The following is an 18,473-nucleotide window of genomic DNA, read 5'->3' on the forward strand; positions in this document are numbered from 1 at the left end:
TTTAAAAGGTTTCCATTAATGAAAAAGCTGTTTAGCATTCTCTTATTATTGAGTTCTTCTTTGCTGTTTTCCCAGCAGGAAGTGCAAATAACCGATTATGGTAAAGATATGCTTGCTTTTGTACCGGATGGATGGAAGATTATTACCAGTACAGCAGGTGACCTTAACAAGGATAAGGCTGACGATATTGCAATAGTTATCGAGGATACCAATAAAGAGAATTTTATTGAGAATGAATTTCTGGGTGCGCCCATATTAAATATTAATCCAAGGTATTTGCTGATTCTTTTTAAAGAAGAAAAAGGATACCGGCTTGCAGGGCTTAACAGGGACTTTATCCCTTCGCAAAATGATGCTGAGTCGTCCTGTCTTGAAGACCCGTTTATGGAATCGGGTGGGATGGAAATAAAAAACGGAGTGCTTTCAGTCAGCTTTCACTACTGGTTAAGTTGTGGTAGTTATGGAGTTACAAACGAATGTTTTAAGCTGCGATGGCAGGATGGTAAGTTTGTGCTTATAGGATATGATCATTCTGAATTCAGCAGAAGTTCCGGAGAGGAGAGCCTGACAAGCATTAACTTCCTGACCAAGAAAAAATCGGAAACAAACGGTGGAAATATGTTTGCTGACGGGGAAAACAACCCCAAAACAGTTTGGAAAAAGATTAAAATCGATAAATTTATCACGCTGCAGGATCTTGACAAATCCGGGCAGATTGATTTTTTTAATTTATGAAAAAAATAGTTGCCATAATAGCCTTGTTCTGTTCGGTTGCGGTATTTGCGCAAAACGAGCAGCTAGCCTTTAATTACTTTGAAAAAGGAGAATTCGAAAAAGCACTTGCTACCTATCAGGACCTTGAAAAGAAACAGCTGGGGAATACATTTTTTATCCAGAAGATCGTAGCTTGTCAGCAGCAGCTTCAGAAATATCAGGAGGCCGAAAAGTATCTTAAAGAAAAGATTGAGCGTACCAATCAGCCGCTGCTGTATGTAGAGTTGGGTTACAACTACCAACTGCAAAAGGATATGGGTAAGGCAGAGAAGAATTATAATCTGGCTATAAAGGCCGTATCTGATAATCCATCGTATGCCTATTCTGTAGCCAATGCCTTCGAACAAAAGGTATTACTGGAATATGCTATAAAAGCCTATGATACGGCGACTTCCATAAACAAAAGCATGAATTTTGATTACCAGCTGGCGCTTATACAGGGGCAGCTAGGTAATACCGAGCAGATGATCGATAAATTGCTATCGTATGCCTATAACAATCAGCAGAGCCTGGTAGTGGTACAAAATCAGCTGTCGCGTTTTATGAACGAAGAAGGCAGCGATACTTTTAATGCATCGCTCCGTAAAGCGTTATTGCTGAACACCCAAAAGACACAGGATATTTTCTGGAACCAGTTTTTGAGCTGGTATTTTGTGCAGCAAAAAGAATATGGCAAAGCCTTTATTCAGGAGAAAGCCATCTTTAAGCGCAATCCGGATATGTTCCTGAATATTGTAAATCTTGGGCGTCTTGCCAAAGATGAGCACGAAGATGCAGCTGCCCGTGAGATACTGGCATTTGTTATGGAAAATACAGACGAGCCATCGATAAAGATGAGTGCCGAATTTGATTTGCTGGAAATGGATATTGCCATTGCACAACCTAAGGATTATCCATCGATCAAACAGCGTATTGATTCCCTTTTGGCGCAATACGGAACTACACCTTATTCGCTTAAGCTGCAATTGCAAAAAGCCGATTTTGAGGGTTTTTACCTTAAAGATACCAAGGCGGCTACGCAAACACTGAATACAGCATTAGGCCTTCAGCTAAACCGTTACCAGACCGCTGAGGTAAAAATGAAGTTGTCGGATATCCTTTTGCTTGATGAAAAATTCAACCAGGCGATCATTTATTATGCCCAGATAGAAGAAGATCTTAAAAATGACGCCGTTGGCCACGAAGCAAGTTTTAAGGTAGCACGAACAAGTTATTTTAAAGGCGATTTTGAATGGGCACAAAAACAGCTTACGGTACTAAAGTCGTCATCATCACAGCTTATTGCTAATGACGCGCTGGAACTGTTCCTGCTAATTCTTGATAATACTGTTGAAGACAGTACACAGACTGCGCTTAAGAAATTTGCTAAAGCCGACTTTAAGCTATACCAAAACAAAAAAGATGAGGCACTTGCTGTGTTTAAAGACCTTGTTGAAAAGGATACTACAGAGAGTATAAAAGACGTAACCCACATCCGCCTGGGTGAGATATATGATAGTAAAGGGCAATATGATCTTGCGCTGCAAAACTACCAGCAGGTAATCGATAAATACAAAGAAGGTATTTATGTGGATGAGGCGTTATTCTTCTCAGCGGAGATATACAACAAAAAGTTGAATGACCCTGAAAAAGCCAAACCGCTTTATGAGAAGATTATCTTTGAACATCAGGACAGCATTTACTTTGTAGAGGCCCGAAAACAATTCAGGCAACTTAGGGGTGATACGAATAGTTAGTTTTTAGAACAATGTCATATTTATGGAGCTACCAAAATTTCACGAAACCTTTGATCCGATTTTAGATATCCTGCGCGATGAAAAAACATACGCGTCCCGCGATATGCAAAATTTAGTAATTGAAAAATATTATTCACATCTTCCAGAAACTCTATTGTCTGAAACAACTAAATCAGGAGAAAATCTTCTTTATAATAGAATCGCTTGGGGGAAATCTTATTTGAAAAAGGGAGGTTTTATTTTTTATCCACAAAGGGGTTTTGTAAAAATAACTTCAAAAGGTTTGCAACAGACAGATAAATTGTCTTTATCAGTAGTAGAAGAGGGGAACAGTTTATTAGACTTTTATAAACACGAAAATCTTAAAGAAAATCATAGTGATGTGTCCGAAATAAACACATCTTCTCCTCAAGATTTAATAGATAATGGTGTTGCTCAAATAGAATCTGAGACTAAATCTGAATTATTAGAAAGATTAAAAACAATTGATCCATATTATTTTGAAAAGGTTATTTTAATCTTATTAAAGAAAATGGGATACGGCGATTTTGTTGAAACATCTAAGTCTTCTGATGGTGGAATTGACGGAATAATTAATGAAGACAAGCTAGGTTTGGATAAAATATATATTCAAGCAAAGCGATTCAATTCTAATAAAGTTAGGGAGCTTGATATAAGGAATTTTATTGGAGCGATGAGTGGAGATACGAATAAGGGGGTTTTTGTTACTACATCATTCTTTGATCAAGGAGCAATAAGAAAGGCTGAAAATGCTCATCATAAAATTATCTTGATTGATGGAGTGAAATTGGTAAATTTAATGCATGAATTCAATGTTGGTGTTCAGATTAAAGCAATATATGAAGTGAAGCAATTGGATGAGGATTTTTTCTTGGAACAATAGCTTTAGCTAATTAATTGTACCTTTGCAATGGTTGTTTGCACAAACCTGCCTACCGGCAGGCAGGTAACCAAATCACCGAATAACCAAATCACGATGATTATATACAACGTAACTATAAATATAGACGACAGCGTTCACGACAAATGGTTGTTGTGGATGACTGAAAAGCATATTCCTGAAGTATTGGCAACGGGTAAATTTGTAAAAGCGACTTTCGTAAGAGTACTTATTGTTGAGGAAATGGGCGGAAGCACGTATTCAACACAATACTTTGCAGAGGATGCCAAAAAACTCGAATCGTACCTAACTGAGGATGCTCCAAAGTTAAGACAGGAAGGGATTTCACTTTTTGGCGACAAGATGCTTGCTTTCAGAACAGAACTTGAAGTGCTGAAAGAATTTACGGTTTAGAACAGAATTAAGCTGCCGCTAAGGCTATAATGATATGGATAAAGTAAAAGCCAAAAAACATCTTGGGCAGCATTTCCTTAAAGATGAGAGCATAGCAAAGGATATAGCCGACACGCTAACCCTTAACGGTTACAAAAAAGTACTTGAAATAGGCCCCGGTATGGGGGTGCTTACCAAATACCTTTTGGATAAGGACATAGAAACCTATGTTATTGAGATCGATACCGAATCGGTACAGTATCTTAACGCGCATTACCCAAAACTGCATGGGCATATTATCTCTGAGGATTTTTTAAAGTATAATATCACCAAAGATTTTGCAGATGAGCCTTTGGCTATCATTGGTAATTTCCCGTATAATATTTCGTCGCAAATTGTTTTTCGTGCCTTAGAGCTTCGCGAGAGGATTCCTGAATTCTCAGGGATGTTCCAAAAGGAAGTGGCAGAGCGCATTTGCGAAAAGAAAGGCAGCAAAACTTACGGTATCCTGTCGGTACTGGTGCAGGCATTTTATGATGCCGAATACCTGTTTACCGTATCAGAGCATGTATTTAATCCGCCACCAAAGGTAAAGTCGGGTGTGTTGAGGTTAATCCGTAAGGAAAACTTCCATCTGCCTGTAGATGAGAAGCTATTCTTCTCTGTTGTAAAAGCCGCTTTTAACCAGCGCAGAAAAACACTTAGAAACAGTCTAAAAACATATATCTTAACCGAAAATTTAAAGGAAGATAGTATCTTTGACCTCCGTCCGGAACAGCTTTCGGTGGAGCAATTCATAGAACTTACCCAAAAAATAGCGGCGAATGGAGTTTAAAATCAGCAAGGATTTTATTGCTCAGATAGAGCAGTATATAAGTGAAAACCGTGAGGAGCAATTAGTTACATTACTCGAGGATATTCACTTTGCTGATATAGCCGAAATTATGGGCGAGCTGGACAGCAGCGAAGCCAGCTACCTTTTCCATATCCTTGACAGTGAAAAAACAGCAGAGATACTGCTTGAGCTGGATGAGGAAGTCCGTGAAAAAATATTAAAAGACCTTTCGCCAAAGGAAATCGCCGAAGAGCTTGATGAGCTTAGTACGGATGATGCGGCGGACATTATCGCCGAACTTCCGGAGGATAAAAAAGGCGAGGTAATCCAGGAACTTGTTGATGCCGAGCACGCCAAAGACATTGTGGAACTTCTTCGTTATGACGAGGATACCGCAGGGGGTCTTATGGGTAAAGAGCTTGTAAAGGTAAACGAGAACTGGAACGTGCTTACCTGCGTACGTGAAATGCGTGTTCAGGCAGAGAACGTTCAGCGTGTGCACTCTATTTATGTAGTAGATGATGAAGGCAGGCTTAAAGGCAGGCTTTCGCTAAAAGACCTTTTGGTTACCTCTACCAAAACACCTATCAGTGAGGTGTACATACCAAAAGTTGATTATGTAAAAGTTACTACCCCCGATGTTGAGGTAGCCCGTATCATGCAAAAGTATGACCTTGAGGCCATACCGGTTGTTGATGAACTGGGGAGGCTTGTAGGGCGTATTACCATTGACGATATCGTAGACGTTATCAAGGAAGAAGCCGACAAAGATTACCAGTTAGCTGCGGGTATCTCTCAGGACGTTGAGGCGGATGACAGCATCCTTGAACTTACAAGAGCGCGTTTGCCTTGGCTGATACTAGCATTGCTTGGTGGTTTTGTAACCGTAAAAGTGATGGGTATTTTTGAGCCCGCCATGAAAAACCACGGAGAGCTATTCTTCTTTACCCCGCTTATTGCCGCAATGGCAGGTAATGTGGGCGTGCAATCATCTGCAATCATTGTACAGGGTCTTGCCAACAACAGCATTAGTGGTTCACTTTTTAGCCGACTTGTAAAAGAGGTGTTGCTTACGCTTTTAAACGGATCTATACTTGCCCTGATACTTATTTTAGGAAGTCATTTCCTGCTTGATGTAAGCTATGAGGTTGGTCTTACCGTTAGTGTATCATTGGTTTCTGTAATCGTTATTGCGTCACTTATAGGAACCTTTGTACCTATTTTGCTTAATAAAGTAGGTGTCGATCCCGCTTTGGCCACCGGACCGTTCATTACCACGAGCAATGATATTTGCGGTATCCTTATCTATTTTTCTATCGCTAAAGTGATACTTGGGTTTTAGAAAGTATTATAGATTCCCATGCCATCAATTTTCTTGTCTTTTATGGAAAAGACTAATATGTATTTTATATCCCGTATTTTTAATTCGTAAAAATAATTGTTTTTTATTTCTTCATACCTTGTGGAGTAAGGACGTTGGTGTTTAGTTGAGTTTGGATATTTCTGCAGCAACAGGCTCTCAGAATCGCCAATGCATATTCTATCAGCAGTGAAGTACAGGATGTCATTTGTTGGAAGTTCAACTTTTAAATCATTATGATCAGTCATTATTTCTTCATAAAAGAGGTATTTCTCATTGTCATTTTTATCCCATTCTGTAGGGATGCCAAAAGTAGACCTGAAAGAAATAATACTGTCAATGATTACCTCATTAAATGGTCTGCCTTTGTAAATTATTTTATCAGGATATATTGAGTCCAGAATTTGTATATTGGTTCTAATCATTTCCTTATAAAAATCTCTCCCGAAAAAAGCTTTCATGTCATCTGTAAGAGCCTTATTTAATTCTTGGTTTTTATCTATAAACTGTATTTTTTTATTTGGTACTACAATGGAATAATTATTTTTTGTTGTGAATATAGTGTCTGTCTTGTTTCCGACTTCAATTACAAACATATTATGAATGACCAATCTATGATCCATTCCGCAGCTAAATGTCTCTTTTTTCCATTTGTTAGAATTCTTTTTTATTTTATGTAATTTATTAATCAGATTTAGGTCATTTGATTCAGCAGTAAAGACCATACCGTATTCTTGTATTTTAATAAGAGTAACTATCGAACATGGTTCTTTTATACTTTCAGAGAAAGCCCGATACGCCGTCACCTTAGCATTCTGTGGAAAGCAAGCGGTTGTGAATAGTAATAGGAGAAAGTACCTCATATTATCCCGCCTTTTTAGCAACGTCCTTTTTATCCTTTATTGCCGGATACCAAAAACCGATGGATATTTCATAGATATTGCCATTGCGAATGGCATAGCGTACCACGCCCTCATCGTTATTGAGTTTTATCTCATAGGTGTAATAGTTATTGATGGCTACCAGTGGAGCATCCCAATGCCTGAGCAGGGTAGAGTTGTCATATTTATTGCAGAGCATTTCTTCGCTATCACCAATCTTCATACCATCAATAACAATAACCGTAGTGGGACTGTAATATTGTTTTTTTGGTGTGTTGAAGATGTTGATCTTATTTAGCCTTTGTTCCTTACCTTCAAAATAGAATTCCATATCACCTATGCGATAGATTTTTTCCACCTTCATGAATTTTCCATTGAAGTAGGTGCTGTCGGTACTCACCATATTGAAATAAGAAATGTTCTTTTCAAACTCCTTACGTGTGAGCCCGTACATATTTTTCTTCATGTAAGTAATGTCTTTGACAGAAATAAAATCCATTTTCCAGGCTTCAATTTCGGCAGCAAAATCTCTTTTAAAGAAATTATCCACATCTTTTGTAAAAGCCACGCGGATATTATTTTCGGGAGCCACATATTGTAGCTTCTCGTCAGGGAAAAATATCCCTTTTTGATTCACAGTGGTAAATATCGTATCTTTAAAACTGTTTACTTCCACAATAAACATTGATGTTACCAAAGGTTTTTGGCTTACATCCGGTTCCTGTCCGCAGTTGCAGGTTTCGGTTGGCCATGTTTTAGCATCTGCTTTTAGTTTAAGCAAATTGTAAGCTAAGGTGTCGTTATACGATTCCATCGCCTGAATGTAGTGTCCGGTGCGTTTTAGTTTCTTTGCATAATATTCAATGCTGCATGGACCAGTGGCGTCAGAATTTACCAGCCGGCATACGGTAACTTTGGTAGAATTCTGAAAATTCTGAGCACAACACAGGCCGCTGAATAGGAGTAAGCAGAGTAAATATTTCATTATTAGTTGGTTTGGTTATTAAAGTAACGAAAAAATTCTGTAAGAATTGCGTTGAGGGAATTTCTGCTGTTGGCGCATAAAACTTCAGTAACTTTGTAGTTTACCTATACTGCTGAATAATGAATCCGAAACCCGATACCCAAAACATAAAAGTCCTTCACATCGACAGCAATAATCCTATACTGTGGAATCAGCTGGAAGAAGCCGGTTTTGAGAACCATGCCGACTATAAATCATCTAAAGAAGAGATCGAAGCAAAGATTGCAGGATACAACGGTATTGTTATCCGTAGCCGTTTTGATATCGATAAGCCGTTTTTGGATGCAGCGACTAATCTGCAGTTCATTGCACGTGTAGGGGCAGGATTGGAAAGCATTGACTGTGAGTATGCCGAAAGTAAAGGCATTCACCTGATTGCAGCACCCGAGGGTAACCGCAATGCAGTAGGTGAGCAGGCGTTGGGGATGGTATTATCATTATTCAATAACCTGAACAGGGCCGACAGGCAGATACGCGACGGACACTGGATTCGTGAAGGGAACAGAGGCCACGAGCTGGATGGTAAAACGGTGGGTATTATTGGGTATGGGAATATGGGAAAATCCTTTGCCAAAAAATTAAGAGGTTTTGATGTAGAAGTGCTGTGTTATGATATTCAGCCAATGGTAGGGGACGCCAATGCGAAACAGGTTTCGCTGGAAGAACTGCAGCAAAAAGCAGATGTATTGAGCCTTCATACACCCTGGACGCCGGAAACCAACAAAATGGTAAATGCTGATTTTATAAATGCCTTTGCCAAACCATTTTGGTTAGTGAATACTGCCCGTGGGAAGAGCGTGGTAACGCAGGATATTGCCGATGCACTTAAGTCGGGGAAAGTATTGGGTGCTGCACTGGATGTATTGGAATATGAGAAACTATCGTTTGAACATCTGTTTACCGATGGTGGTATTCCGGAAGCATTTCAATACCTGTTAGATTCTGATAATGTATTGCTTTCACCACATATTGCGGGCTGGACATTTGAAAGCCACGAAAGGCTGGCGCAGGTGATTGTTGACAAGATAAAGGCGGTTTACTTTGGCAATGCCGAAAGCGAAAAACAACTGCCGGATGTAACCGGAGTAGGTGGCTTTTTCTTTAAGTCGGATAATCCTGCCGAATTGAAGGATTGGTATAAAAAACACCTGGGACTTAACACCGATGATTATGGCTGCACCTTTTGGTGGAAAGATAAAACCGGTAACGATGCCTCGACGCAATGGTCGCCTTTTGCTGCTGATACAACCTATTTTGCGCCATCTGAAAAACAATTTATGCAAAATTTCAGGGTACATGACCTTGATGGGCTTTTAGCAAAATTAAAAGAAGAAGGCGTTACTATTGTTGACGAACCTCAGGCATACGATTATGGTAAATTTGGTTGGATAATAGATCCCGAAGGAAACAAAATAGAATTGTGGGAGCCTAATGACAGGGCTTTTCTTTAAATAAAAAATCCTCTCGGAAGAGAGGATTTTTAGTATTGTTAAGTATGGTAATCTTATAAATGTTCTTCGCCTTTTTCGGCAAGTTTGCGTTCCAGTTCTGCCTGAAATTCTTCCATAACAGGTCTTACGGTACTTTCGGGTAGATCGGCTATACGAATGTACATCAACCCATCAATAGCGTTGTTGAATAGTGGATCGACATTGAATGCAATAACCCTTGCATTTTGCTTAATGTATTTTTTAATAAGTACCGGCAGGCGCAGGTTACCCGGTTCAACTTCTTCAATAAATTTATCGAATTTGTTCAGGTCAGCTTCAGCTTCGTTAAATACAAAATCCTTGTCGGCATCTTTCAGCTTTACTTTGTATTCTTTCTTAGGATGAATGTACTGAGCGATATATGGGTCGTAATAATGTGACTTCATAAACTCAATCATCAGCGATTTAGAGAAGTCAGAAAACTGGTTACTGATACTCACCCCACCAATAAGGAATTTATGTTCCGGGTAACGAAGGGTAGTGTGTACGATGCCTTTCCATAACAGGAATAGTGGCATCGGTTTTTGCTGGTATTCTTTTACGATAAAGGCACGGCCCATCTCGATAGACTTACTCATCATGTCATACAGTTCCGGTTCAAAACGGAACAGGTCATGCAGATAGAATCCGTCAATACCATATTTTTTATAGATCTCCGAACCGAGACCCATGCGGTAAGCACCGGCAATTTGTTTCGTGTCTTCGTCCCAAAGGAACATATGATGGTAGTACTTGTCGTACTGGTCAAGATCAAGCGATTCGTTTGTTCCTTCTCCCACTTCACGGAAAGTAATTTCGCGAAGGCGCCCTATCTCGTGCAATATGTTTGGGATCTTATCGGCAGATACAAAGAAAACTTCATAGTTTTTACTTTGCAGCAGTCGGTAATCGCCTTTTCTAAGCGCGGCTACTTCACCCATAATCTTATCCAGATGTGCAGGTGTAGCAATATCTTTTGGTCCTCTTGAAGTAATCTTGGTAAGATTCAGGTTCGCTGTATCTATAAGCTTGGTTTCCTTTTCAAAAGGATTGGCAAGCATATAGGTTTTTATCCTGATGAATTCTGTGTAAGCCTCAAGTGTTTCGTGTTCTTCCTGTTCAGCTACCGAAATAGGTTTGCCTATCCTTACTTTAATGACACGGTCTTTTTGTGTAAGCAGCTCTGATGGCAGCTTAGCAGTGCGCAATGTATCACTCAATTTAGAAAGAAAATAGAACAGTCTGCTGTTTTTAGCATGAAAGTAGATAGGAACTACAGGTACTTTTGCTTTTTTGATAAGTCGCATAGCACCTTCTTCCCACGGTTTATCTACAACAAGCTTGTCGTCTTTGTAGGTAGAAACCTCACCTGCAGGGAAAATTCCTAAAGGCTTGCCATCGCTAAGGTGGCGAAGCGCATCCTTAATCCCCGTAACACTTGATTTGGCATCCTTGTGGTTTTCAAAAGGATTTACCGGCATTACATAAGGTTTAAGGGGTTCTATTCGGTGTAATAAAAAGTTTGCGATTATCTTAAAGTCAGGATCTTTTTCAACCATTAACTTTAGTAGTAGTATCCCGTCAATTCCACCTAGTGGATGGTTAGAAACAGTAATGTAAGGTCCGGTCTTGGGCAATCGCTTCAGGTCTTCTTCCGGAATTTCAAATTTTATCTGGAATTCATCAAGTATGGCATTCAGGAATTCAAGATCGCTAAGATGCTTGTTCCTGTCGTATATTTTATTAAGGGTTGAGATCTTTAAGATCTTCATCAGAAGCCAGCCTGAAAAAGTTCCTAAAAACCCGTATTTGTCAGTCTTTATTGCTTTTGCAACTTCTTTAGCTGTAACTAAACTCATCTACATTTGTGTTTCGGACGAAAAACAAAGATAATAATTATAGCGAAACGTTAAGGATGATTGTCTTTTTTAATGATTATATTAAAATTAAGTGTATTTTATTAATATATAGGTAGTTATGTGTTATTAGCGGAAGCTTATTCTATTTGTTTGGTTTTTTGGTTATTTTTGGGAACCAAACTATATGCAATGAGAATTATTTCTTACAATGTAAACGGCATCCGCGCCGCTTTTACTAAGGGGTTTATGGACTGGTTAAAACAGGCCGACCCGGATATCATCTGTCTACAGGAAATCAAAGCAACCCACGATCAGGTGGCAATACAAGAAATTGAAGAAGCAGGATATCCATACCACTACTGGTTTTCGGCACAAAAAAAGGGATATAGCGGTGTAGCCATATTTTCTAAACACAAGCCGAACAATGTGGTATATGGTACCGGAATAGAACACATGGACTTTGAAGGTCGTAACCTAAGGCTTGATTTTGATACTTTCTCGGTAATGAGCCTTTACCTGCCGTCGGGAACCAATATAGACCGACTGGATCATAAATTCAAATACATGGATGATTTCAGGGTATATGTTGATAACCTAAGAAAAGAGATTCCGAATCTTATCATCTGTGGCGATTACAACATTTGTCATGAGGCCATAGACATTCACGATCCCATTCGTAATGCAAAGGTCTCAGGTTTCCTTCCGGAAGAAAGAGCGTGGCTTGATGCCTTTATGAAGAGCGGATTTGTTGATACGTTCCGTCATTTTAATAAAGAGCCCCATAACTACAGCTGGTGGAGCTACCGCGCCGGAGCCCGTGGCAATAATAAGGGGTGGCGTATTGATTATGCGCTTGCTACCGAACCTATGCGTGAACGCCTTACCCGTGCGGTTATTTTGCCTGAAGCTAAACACAGCGATCACTGCCCGATAGTGGTGGAGTTTGATTAGATTACCAATAAAACATATATAAAAGATGAAGATGAAAACTATTTCGGCAGCAGTGCTGGCACTCGCACTGATGACGAGCTGTGTTTCTAAAAAGGTGTATACCGACCTTGAAACAAAATATGCCGACCTTAAAAAGGAAAACCGTACATTGTCAGATGAAAATGCTACACTGACTAAAGATAGGAATGAGCTTGATAACAAGTCAAAAGACCTGCAGGCACAACTGGATAAGCTAATTGCCGAAAGGGATAAACTTTCTAAAGATTATGCATCTACCAAGTCGGGGCTTGACAAAATGCAGTCGTCATATAACGATCTTGAAAAATCGAGCGGAGAGGCTAATGCCAATATGAGCAAGAAAAACCGTGAGCTTTTAGCTGAACTTGAAGCAAAACAAAAAGCACTTGCTGCAGAACAGGCCAGGTTAAACATGCTGAAGTCTGAACTTGACGAACGTTCACAGCGTGTTGACGAGCTTGAAGGTATGATCGCTGCTCAGGAGGCAGGGCTTAAAAAACTGAAAGAAACCCTTTCCAAAGCGCTTAACGGATTTGAAGGTAAAGGTCTTACCGTAGAGCAGAAAAACGGAAAAGTATACGTTTCTATGGAGAACAAGCTATTGTTTGGTTCAGGTAGCTGGACAGTAGGCTCTGAAGGTAAAAAAGCGGTAACTGAAGTAGGTAAGGTATTAGCAGCAAATCCGGATATAACAGTACTTATCGAAGGACATACGGATAATGTTGCCTACAAAGGCGGAGGTGATATTGCTGATAACTGGGATCTTTCTACCAAACGTGCTACAGCCATCGTTCACATCCTAAAAGAGAACAAAGAGGTAAATCCCAGAAATCTTACAGCTGCAGGACGTAGCGAATATGCACCAATAGCAGGTAATGATACTGCCGAAGGAAAATCTAAAAACAGAAGGATCGAGATCATCCTTACACCAAAATTGGATGAGCTAAACAAAATGCTAAACGAGATTTAGGATATCTATAAAACAACAAAACGCCGTATACTATTCAATATACGGCGTTTTTAATTGGATTACCATTATTTAGTTAATCACCAGTTTTGTGTTATATCCGTTTCCGGCAACCTGCAGTTTCAGCATATATACGCCTGCCTGTAGCTGCGATGTATTAATTTTTGTATCACCACTGTTAAGATGTTCTTGCAGTACCAGTTGTCCGCTAACATTAAATACCGAAGCAAGTCCTGAATCTGAACCATCTTTAAGTGTGATGGTAACATCCATTTTAGCCGGGTTAGGGTAAAGTGAAAAAGCACTGTTAGCAAATTCATTTAGTCCGGCAGTGGTATCTTTTATCTTATATACGCTACCGCTTCCACCTACATACAATTCGCCATTCATATCTTCACCAAAGGTGGTAATGTTCGGGCTAAAGTCACCTAACCAGCTTAGTGTACTTCCATCTACCACTCCTATTTCACCGGTACAGTAGTCAGCAAAAAAGTATTTACCCTGCATATTAGGATACAGGGTTCCGGTATAAACATAACCCCCGGTTATAGAGCATCGCGAGCTTCCTTCGTGTACATATTCCGCGACAGGTTGTGTATACATTTCTACTAATGAGCAATTGTCAGTACTATATACGGCAGTACCTTCAAAACATTTCCAGCCATAGTTTACGCCGGAGGCTGTAGCAACAACTTTGTCAATTTCTTCAACATTTCCCTGTCCTACATCGGCAATCCAGATATTACCGTCATTAAAAGAAAATTTCCATGGGTTGCGTAATCCGAGTGCCCAAACTTCGTCAGCTCCTTCAATGCCTACATAAGGGTTTGTTTCAGGGATATAAGGTGATGCCGCATCTACATTAAGGCGCAGGATTTTACCCAACAGTTCATCTTTATTCTGAGCCCTGTTGCCGGGATCGCCGCCGTTACCACCATCACCTGTAGCAATGTACAGATAACCGTCGGGTCCAAATCGCAAACAGCCTCCATTATGATTGTCATACGGCTGGTCGATGGTAAGCAATACCATTGCTGAAGTTGCATCAGCCACGTTTTCATCGGTGCTGCTACGGGTGTAACGAGCTACAACCGTATCGCCATTCAGGTCGGTATAATTTACAAAAAAGTAGCCGTTGGTTTCATAATCGGGGTGAAAGGCGAGGCCGAGTAATCCCTGCTCACCTCCTCCGCTCACCATAGTACTCAGGTTTAGGAAAGGAGTAGTATTTACTGAACCATTAGCATTCAGTATCTGAATTCTCCCGGTTTGCTCTACCACAAAAAGGCGTGAATCACCGGCGTTTACAATTTCGGCAGGCCTGTCAAGACCGCTGGCAAAAAGCTCAAGTTCTATCACCTGAGCCTGAGCTAGTCCCGTTATAAACAGGGACAGCAAGAATAATTTTGTTTTCATAGCAGTGAATTAATTGGTTTTATATACTAAATTTACTACAAAATACGCAATTAATCCATTGGTTAACAAAATATTATAAGTTAGCTAATGTTTTGCTCTTTGGAGATTTTACTTTATAGCTTATCCTCACTTTTTTAGTTTCAGTGGGTTTAAGGCTCATTTCCCATGTAAGTATGCCGGTTTCTTTGTCCACTTTAGCGCTGTCGCTTTGCAGTAGTTCCACCTCGATTTCTTTATCGGTGCTTACAGGATATTGGTCTTTGAGCGTAAGTTTTGCAGCTTCCTTCTTGTTATTTCTGATGATGATGTCATAGGTAAAAACCTGCTCTTTTCCTGAAGAAAGGAATTTGGTGCTCGATTTCTCGGCAACGGTTTCACGCTTTACAGAGATCTTTTTATCCCTGCCCATACTCAGGTTAAGTGTATCGGCTGTCTGTGACGGATTGATCTGCGTTTTACCGATGTACATGCCTTCAAAAATGATGTTGGCTTCGCCTCTTAGCATATTGTATTTGGCATAATCGCTTATCTCAGCCAACAGGAAAGCTTCCTGCTCAAGCTTCGGAACTGAAAAATGCCTGTAGGTAGCAGGTAGCTTTATCTCTTTCAGGGTTACACTGTGCTGTTTGCCGTTGGAGGCAATATCATAGGGCAAATCTATATCAAATGATACGTTCATTTGATGTTCAGTTATAGTTGCTGCGACGTTAGATTTTGCTTTTGTAGTTGTTCTGTAGGCTTCAACAACAACATCGGATAATTCCTGACTGGCAGCACCTATTATAGCTACATTATTTGTGTTACCATAAGCTAAGGAATCATATTGACGGTTTTCAAACCTCAAAAACCATGGGCTTAGCTCGGGTGCAAAGCTGCTCTGGTTGGGCATGCCGCTTGACAGGGTAAGCTTTACTTTTTTCCAGTCGATACCCGTTTGTTGCACTACCTGAGCTTTATACAGCATATTGATAGGCGAGGTAATATCGTCAGCCCTCAAATCGTAGAATGGCTGCCAGGAAGCACCTTGTGTAAGGTAACTGATGTCTAACTGGGTGCTGAGTGCGGTTTCACTCATTATCTGCAATACGAGTTTTCCGGTAGATATTTTTTCTTCTTTACTGATGTTTACCTCCAGCTTGCTTTTTAGGTCAGTCAGTTTTTCGTTAAGCTTCTGTTCTTTCGTAGTGAGAGTATTAATAGTGTTGGCCGTTTCGGTACGCTTGGTTTTGTAGTAATCTACCATTTTCATCAGTTCGGTAACGCTAAGACCTGACTGCTGCCCGTATACCTGGTTGTTCTTATCGAGCAGTTCGAGTGTTTTTTGTTCCGATGTTTTCTGGTTGTAAACAAGTGCAATTTGTTCTTCAACCAGTTTTATACTGTCGCGCACTTTTTTAAGGGCAGGGGAGTTCTCATCGGTTTCAAATTCTGAGATATAATTGTTGGTAAATTGTGACGATAGTATCGTAACATTAGAAGGCACACCCACCTGAAGCGTGTTTTCCAACAGATAGTTGGCTACGTTCTTAATTACTACTTCCGATGTGCCTGCGGGAAGCGTTACGGCTGCCGACTGTGAAATTTCAGCTGAATTGAAATAAACGGTAGCAGCTTTTACTTTTGCGGAAGTAAAAATTGGTTTTTGGCCAAATGCAGTGGCTGTTGCCAAAAAAAGCAGAAGGAATATCTTTTTCATAAAGTTTGTCTTTACTACTATAGATTATCTTTTTGCGTAAAAGGTTGGGAAGACCCGTAAATATTTTTTTGATGGTTTTAACCACAAAGCACACAAGGGTTTCACAAACCCCGATGCCGGGGCACAAAGCTTTGTGTTCTTTGTGGTTTATTTAGTGATCCTTGTGGTTAAATTATACGTCTCTTTTTCTTAAAAAATCTCCTTAGAAAGATTCATAAAAAAGTCCTTTACTCCGGTGGTATCATTCTCAAACGGATTGGCTTCTTTAATCTTTATGCGTGAACGGGCGCGTCCGGTAACGTCTATCTGCCCGGTTTGGGCAATGGTGTCTTCAGCGGTTACAAGGCCACGTCGCAACATTAGTTTCTTTATGTAGTCATTATGCTTCACGGCAAAAGGCTTCAGTTTGCCTTCGTCGTTAAACTGCCACATAAATCCTTTTGGCCTCGGGATAATGCTTGCCAGATAGATACACTCATCAAGTGTAAGCTGGCTTGGGCTTTTCTGGAAATAATAAGATGATGCTTCGCCTATGCCATATACATCAGGACCCCATTCGATAATGTTGAAATATACCTCAAGCATGCGCTCTTTGCTGGCAATACGGTTGTTCTCGAGTATATAAACCAAAAGGATCTCTTCAAGTTTTCGCGAAAGTGTTTTCTCGCGCGTAAGGAATACGTTCTTAACCAGCTGCATGCTTATGGTACTTGCACCACGAGAGAATTTCCTTGTTTTTATATTCTTGATGATAGACTGCTTGAACGCCTCATTGATAAAGCCCCTATGGCTAAAGAACGAAGGATCTTCGCAGGTAAGTACCGCTTTGCGAAGGAAAGGCGAAATCTGCTCCATTGGGGTATAATATGGATTATCTACTGTCAATGGTATGGCACGTTGTATCCTGCCATTATCAATAGCCCTGTAGGTAAAAGCAGTATTAAGTTTGGCAAGGTCGGCAGCACCATATTTAATGATCTTAAACCCATCTTTTTTCAGGCTGCTGTCAAATACCAGTTCACGAGGTTTATTTTTGTTGTATAAAAAGTCAAGATTGTAGCTAAAACTGCCTTCGGCCTCCATACCTTCAAAGTTGGTGAAAAGTCCCTTAGGTAATGATACTATAAAATCCTGAGCATCCATTTTTGGAATTCGGGCCTTCATTTCATAGATGGTATCTTCCTCTACACTGTATTTCAGGAAGGGGTGTACTTTTATTTTGTTCAGCTGCATCGTTGAGGTGCTGTCCAGGGCAATAAAATCAGATCCTAAAAGGAAGCGGTAATCAAAACGGGCATTGTCTATTATCACATCCTGATTAGCGATTCGCTTATGGTTTATCATGAAATTCTTAATGGAAGCATAACCGTCTATGTGTAGTTTCCCAAGGCTCATATCTATATCATCCAAATTGAGGTGGATGGCATCAAAGCCCGATGTTAGTCCGTAACGTTCGTTAAGGTAAGGAATCTGTATTTGTGTACCATCGGTATTAAAGAAGTCCAGATCGGCCTGTTTGTTCCTTGGGTCAGCAAAGCCTTTTACTTTCCAGTTTTGGGCAATGTCTTTTGCGGTAACTCCAATGGTAGATTCCAGTTGTTTGTCGGCAAGTTTAAGTTCCTTCAGATGGAGTGTAACCTTTCTTCCCATGTCGTCAAGGCGAAGGTTCAGATTAGTGAGCACCATATCAGTAGGTACAAGGTTTAGCGCTTTGTTCAATAACCTGTAGGCACGCGAGGCATAGTCGGGACCGTCAGTATTGTCCTCTTCCTCATCTTTGTTTTTTTTCTTCAGGAAAGCGTCAAAGTTCTTGCCGTTTTCGTTCTTTACAAGCTGAATAAATCCATTTTTCATCTCCAGGCTTCCGAGCTGTACGTCACCTGTGAGGAGATGCATCAGGTTAATACTTGTTTTAAGTTCCTTTACGCTTAAAAGAGTATCGGCATTTTTTGGAGCGAGTACTATCTCCTTCATCTCAATACCCGAAAGTCCGTGAAAAGAAGCTTCTTTTACGGTAAAGGTACTATTGTACTCGGTATTCATTTTGCCGGAAACTTTTGTTATCGCTTTTTGCAGGATCGAGTTCCTGAAAGCAAAGAAAAGCACCCCTGAAACGATAATGAGTACTACAACTATTCCGATTGCCCAAAAGGCTATTTTTTTAATTCTGTTTTTTCGCATTCTGTATAATTA

At 40.1% G+C, this 18,473-nt stretch carries 15 protein-coding genes and 1 pseudogene; 10 read left to right on the forward strand and 6 right to left on the reverse strand.

The window, feature by feature from the left end:
* Positions 1 to 18: 18 nt before the first annotated feature.
* The 6 genes from DEU42_RS11655 (at position 19) to mgtE (ending at position 5,981) form a co-directional block, all read left to right on the forward strand.
* Positions 19 to 735 (forward strand): hypothetical protein, encoded by a 717-nt coding sequence (locus DEU42_RS11655; protein WP_114758477.1) that lies wholly within the window; start codon positions 19 to 21, stop codon positions 733 to 735.
* Positions 732 to 2,510 carry a tetratricopeptide repeat protein gene (locus tag DEU42_RS11660; protein WP_114758478.1) on the forward strand — a complete coding sequence of 593 codons (1,779 nt, stop codon included), beginning with the start codon at positions 732 to 734 and terminating at the stop codon, positions 2,508 to 2,510. The genes DEU42_RS11655 and DEU42_RS11660 overlap by 4 nt, the downstream gene beginning before the upstream one ends.
* A gap of 22 nt (positions 2,511 to 2,532) precedes the next feature.
* Positions 2,533 to 3,414, forward strand: a complete 882-nt coding sequence (locus tag DEU42_RS11665) for a restriction endonuclease (protein ID WP_199509089.1) — start codon at positions 2,533 to 2,535, stop codon at positions 3,412 to 3,414.
* A 93-nt stretch (positions 3,415 to 3,507) separates the two neighbouring features.
* A complete protein-coding gene (locus DEU42_RS11670) occupies positions 3,508 to 3,825 on the forward strand; it encodes a DUF4286 family protein (RefSeq protein ID WP_114758529.1) in 318 nt (105 codons plus the stop codon).
* Between the two features lie 34 nt (positions 3,826 to 3,859).
* On the forward strand, positions 3,860 to 4,639 hold the full coding sequence (rsmA, locus tag DEU42_RS11675) for a 16S rRNA (adenine(1518)-N(6)/adenine(1519)-N(6))-dimethyltransferase RsmA (protein WP_114758480.1): 780 nt from the start codon (positions 3,860 to 3,862) through the stop codon (positions 4,637 to 4,639).
* Positions 4,629 to 5,981, forward strand: a complete 1,353-nt coding sequence (gene mgtE / locus DEU42_RS11680; RefSeq protein ID WP_114758481.1) for a magnesium transporter — start codon at positions 4,629 to 4,631, stop codon at positions 5,979 to 5,981. Before rsmA ends, mgtE begins: the two co-directional genes overlap by 11 nt.
* Here mgtE and DEU42_RS11685 read toward each other — a convergent pair.
* Positions 5,978 to 6,724: a hypothetical protein gene (locus tag DEU42_RS11685; RefSeq protein ID WP_147278112.1), complete on the reverse strand. Its 747-nt coding sequence runs from the start codon at positions 6,722 to 6,724 to the stop codon at positions 5,978 to 5,980. The genes mgtE and DEU42_RS11685 overlap by 4 nt on opposite strands.
* A gap of 139 nt (positions 6,725 to 6,863) precedes the next feature.
* A complete protein-coding gene (locus DEU42_RS11690) occupies positions 6,864 to 7,865 on the reverse strand; it encodes a hypothetical protein (protein ID WP_114758483.1) in 1,002 nt (333 codons plus the stop codon).
* A gap of 119 nt (positions 7,866 to 7,984) precedes the next feature.
* On the opposite strand from DEU42_RS11690, the pseudogene DEU42_RS11695 reads away from it, so the two are divergent.
* Both DEU42_RS11695 and DEU42_RS17775 read left to right on the forward strand, forming a co-directional pair.
* Positions 7,985 to 8,944: pseudogene (locus DEU42_RS11695) on the forward strand (2-hydroxyacid dehydrogenase); the annotation flags it as partial.
* A 27-nt stretch (positions 8,945 to 8,971) separates the two neighbouring features.
* The gene (locus DEU42_RS17775) at positions 8,972 to 9,355 is read left to right on the forward strand and encodes a VOC family protein (protein WP_410501021.1); all 384 of its coding nucleotides are present in this window, start codon (positions 8,972 to 8,974) and stop codon (positions 9,353 to 9,355) included.
* Positions 9,356 to 9,408: 53 nt separating this feature from the next.
* On the opposite strand, the gene DEU42_RS11700 is transcribed toward DEU42_RS17775, so the two are convergent.
* The gene (locus DEU42_RS11700; protein ID WP_114758484.1) at positions 9,409 to 11,232 is read right to left on the reverse strand and encodes a GNAT family N-acyltransferase; all 1,824 of its coding nucleotides are present in this window, start codon (positions 11,230 to 11,232) and stop codon (positions 9,409 to 9,411) included.
* 189 nt (positions 11,233 to 11,421) lie between these two features.
* Here DEU42_RS11700 and DEU42_RS11705 point away from each other — a divergent pair, with 189 nt between their 5' ends.
* Both DEU42_RS11705 and DEU42_RS11710 read left to right on the forward strand, forming a co-directional pair.
* Complete coding sequence (locus DEU42_RS11705) at positions 11,422 to 12,183, forward strand: exodeoxyribonuclease III (protein ID WP_114758485.1); 762 nt, start codon at positions 11,422 to 11,424, stop codon at positions 12,181 to 12,183.
* A gap of 31 nt (positions 12,184 to 12,214) precedes the next feature.
* Positions 12,215 to 13,171: an OmpA family protein gene (locus tag DEU42_RS11710; RefSeq protein ID WP_410501022.1), complete on the forward strand. Its 957-nt coding sequence runs from the start codon at positions 12,215 to 12,217 to the stop codon at positions 13,169 to 13,171.
* A gap of 69 nt (positions 13,172 to 13,240) precedes the next feature.
* Here DEU42_RS11710 and DEU42_RS11715 read toward each other — a convergent pair whose 3' ends face one another.
* The 3 genes from DEU42_RS11715 to DEU42_RS11725 form a co-directional block, all read right to left on the reverse strand.
* Entirely contained in the window at positions 13,241 to 14,584 is a 1,344-nt protein-coding gene (locus DEU42_RS11715) for a PQQ-dependent sugar dehydrogenase (RefSeq protein ID WP_114758487.1), read from the reverse strand.
* 73 nt (positions 14,585 to 14,657) lie between these two features.
* Positions 14,658 to 16,280, reverse strand: a complete 1,623-nt coding sequence (locus DEU42_RS11720) for a DUF4139 domain-containing protein (RefSeq protein WP_114758488.1) — start codon at positions 16,278 to 16,280, stop codon at positions 14,658 to 14,660.
* Positions 16,281 to 16,469: 189 nt separating this feature from the next.
* The gene (locus DEU42_RS11725) at positions 16,470 to 18,461 is read right to left on the reverse strand and encodes a transglycosylase domain-containing protein (RefSeq protein ID WP_114758489.1); all 1,992 of its coding nucleotides are present in this window, start codon (positions 18,459 to 18,461) and stop codon (positions 16,470 to 16,472) included.
* Positions 18,462 to 18,473 lie beyond the last annotated feature (12 nt).

This window comes from Flavobacterium sp. AG291 (assembly GCF_003350375.1).
Taxonomy (GTDB): domain Bacteria; phylum Bacteroidota; class Bacteroidia; order Flavobacteriales; family Flavobacteriaceae; genus Flavobacterium; species Flavobacterium suzhouense.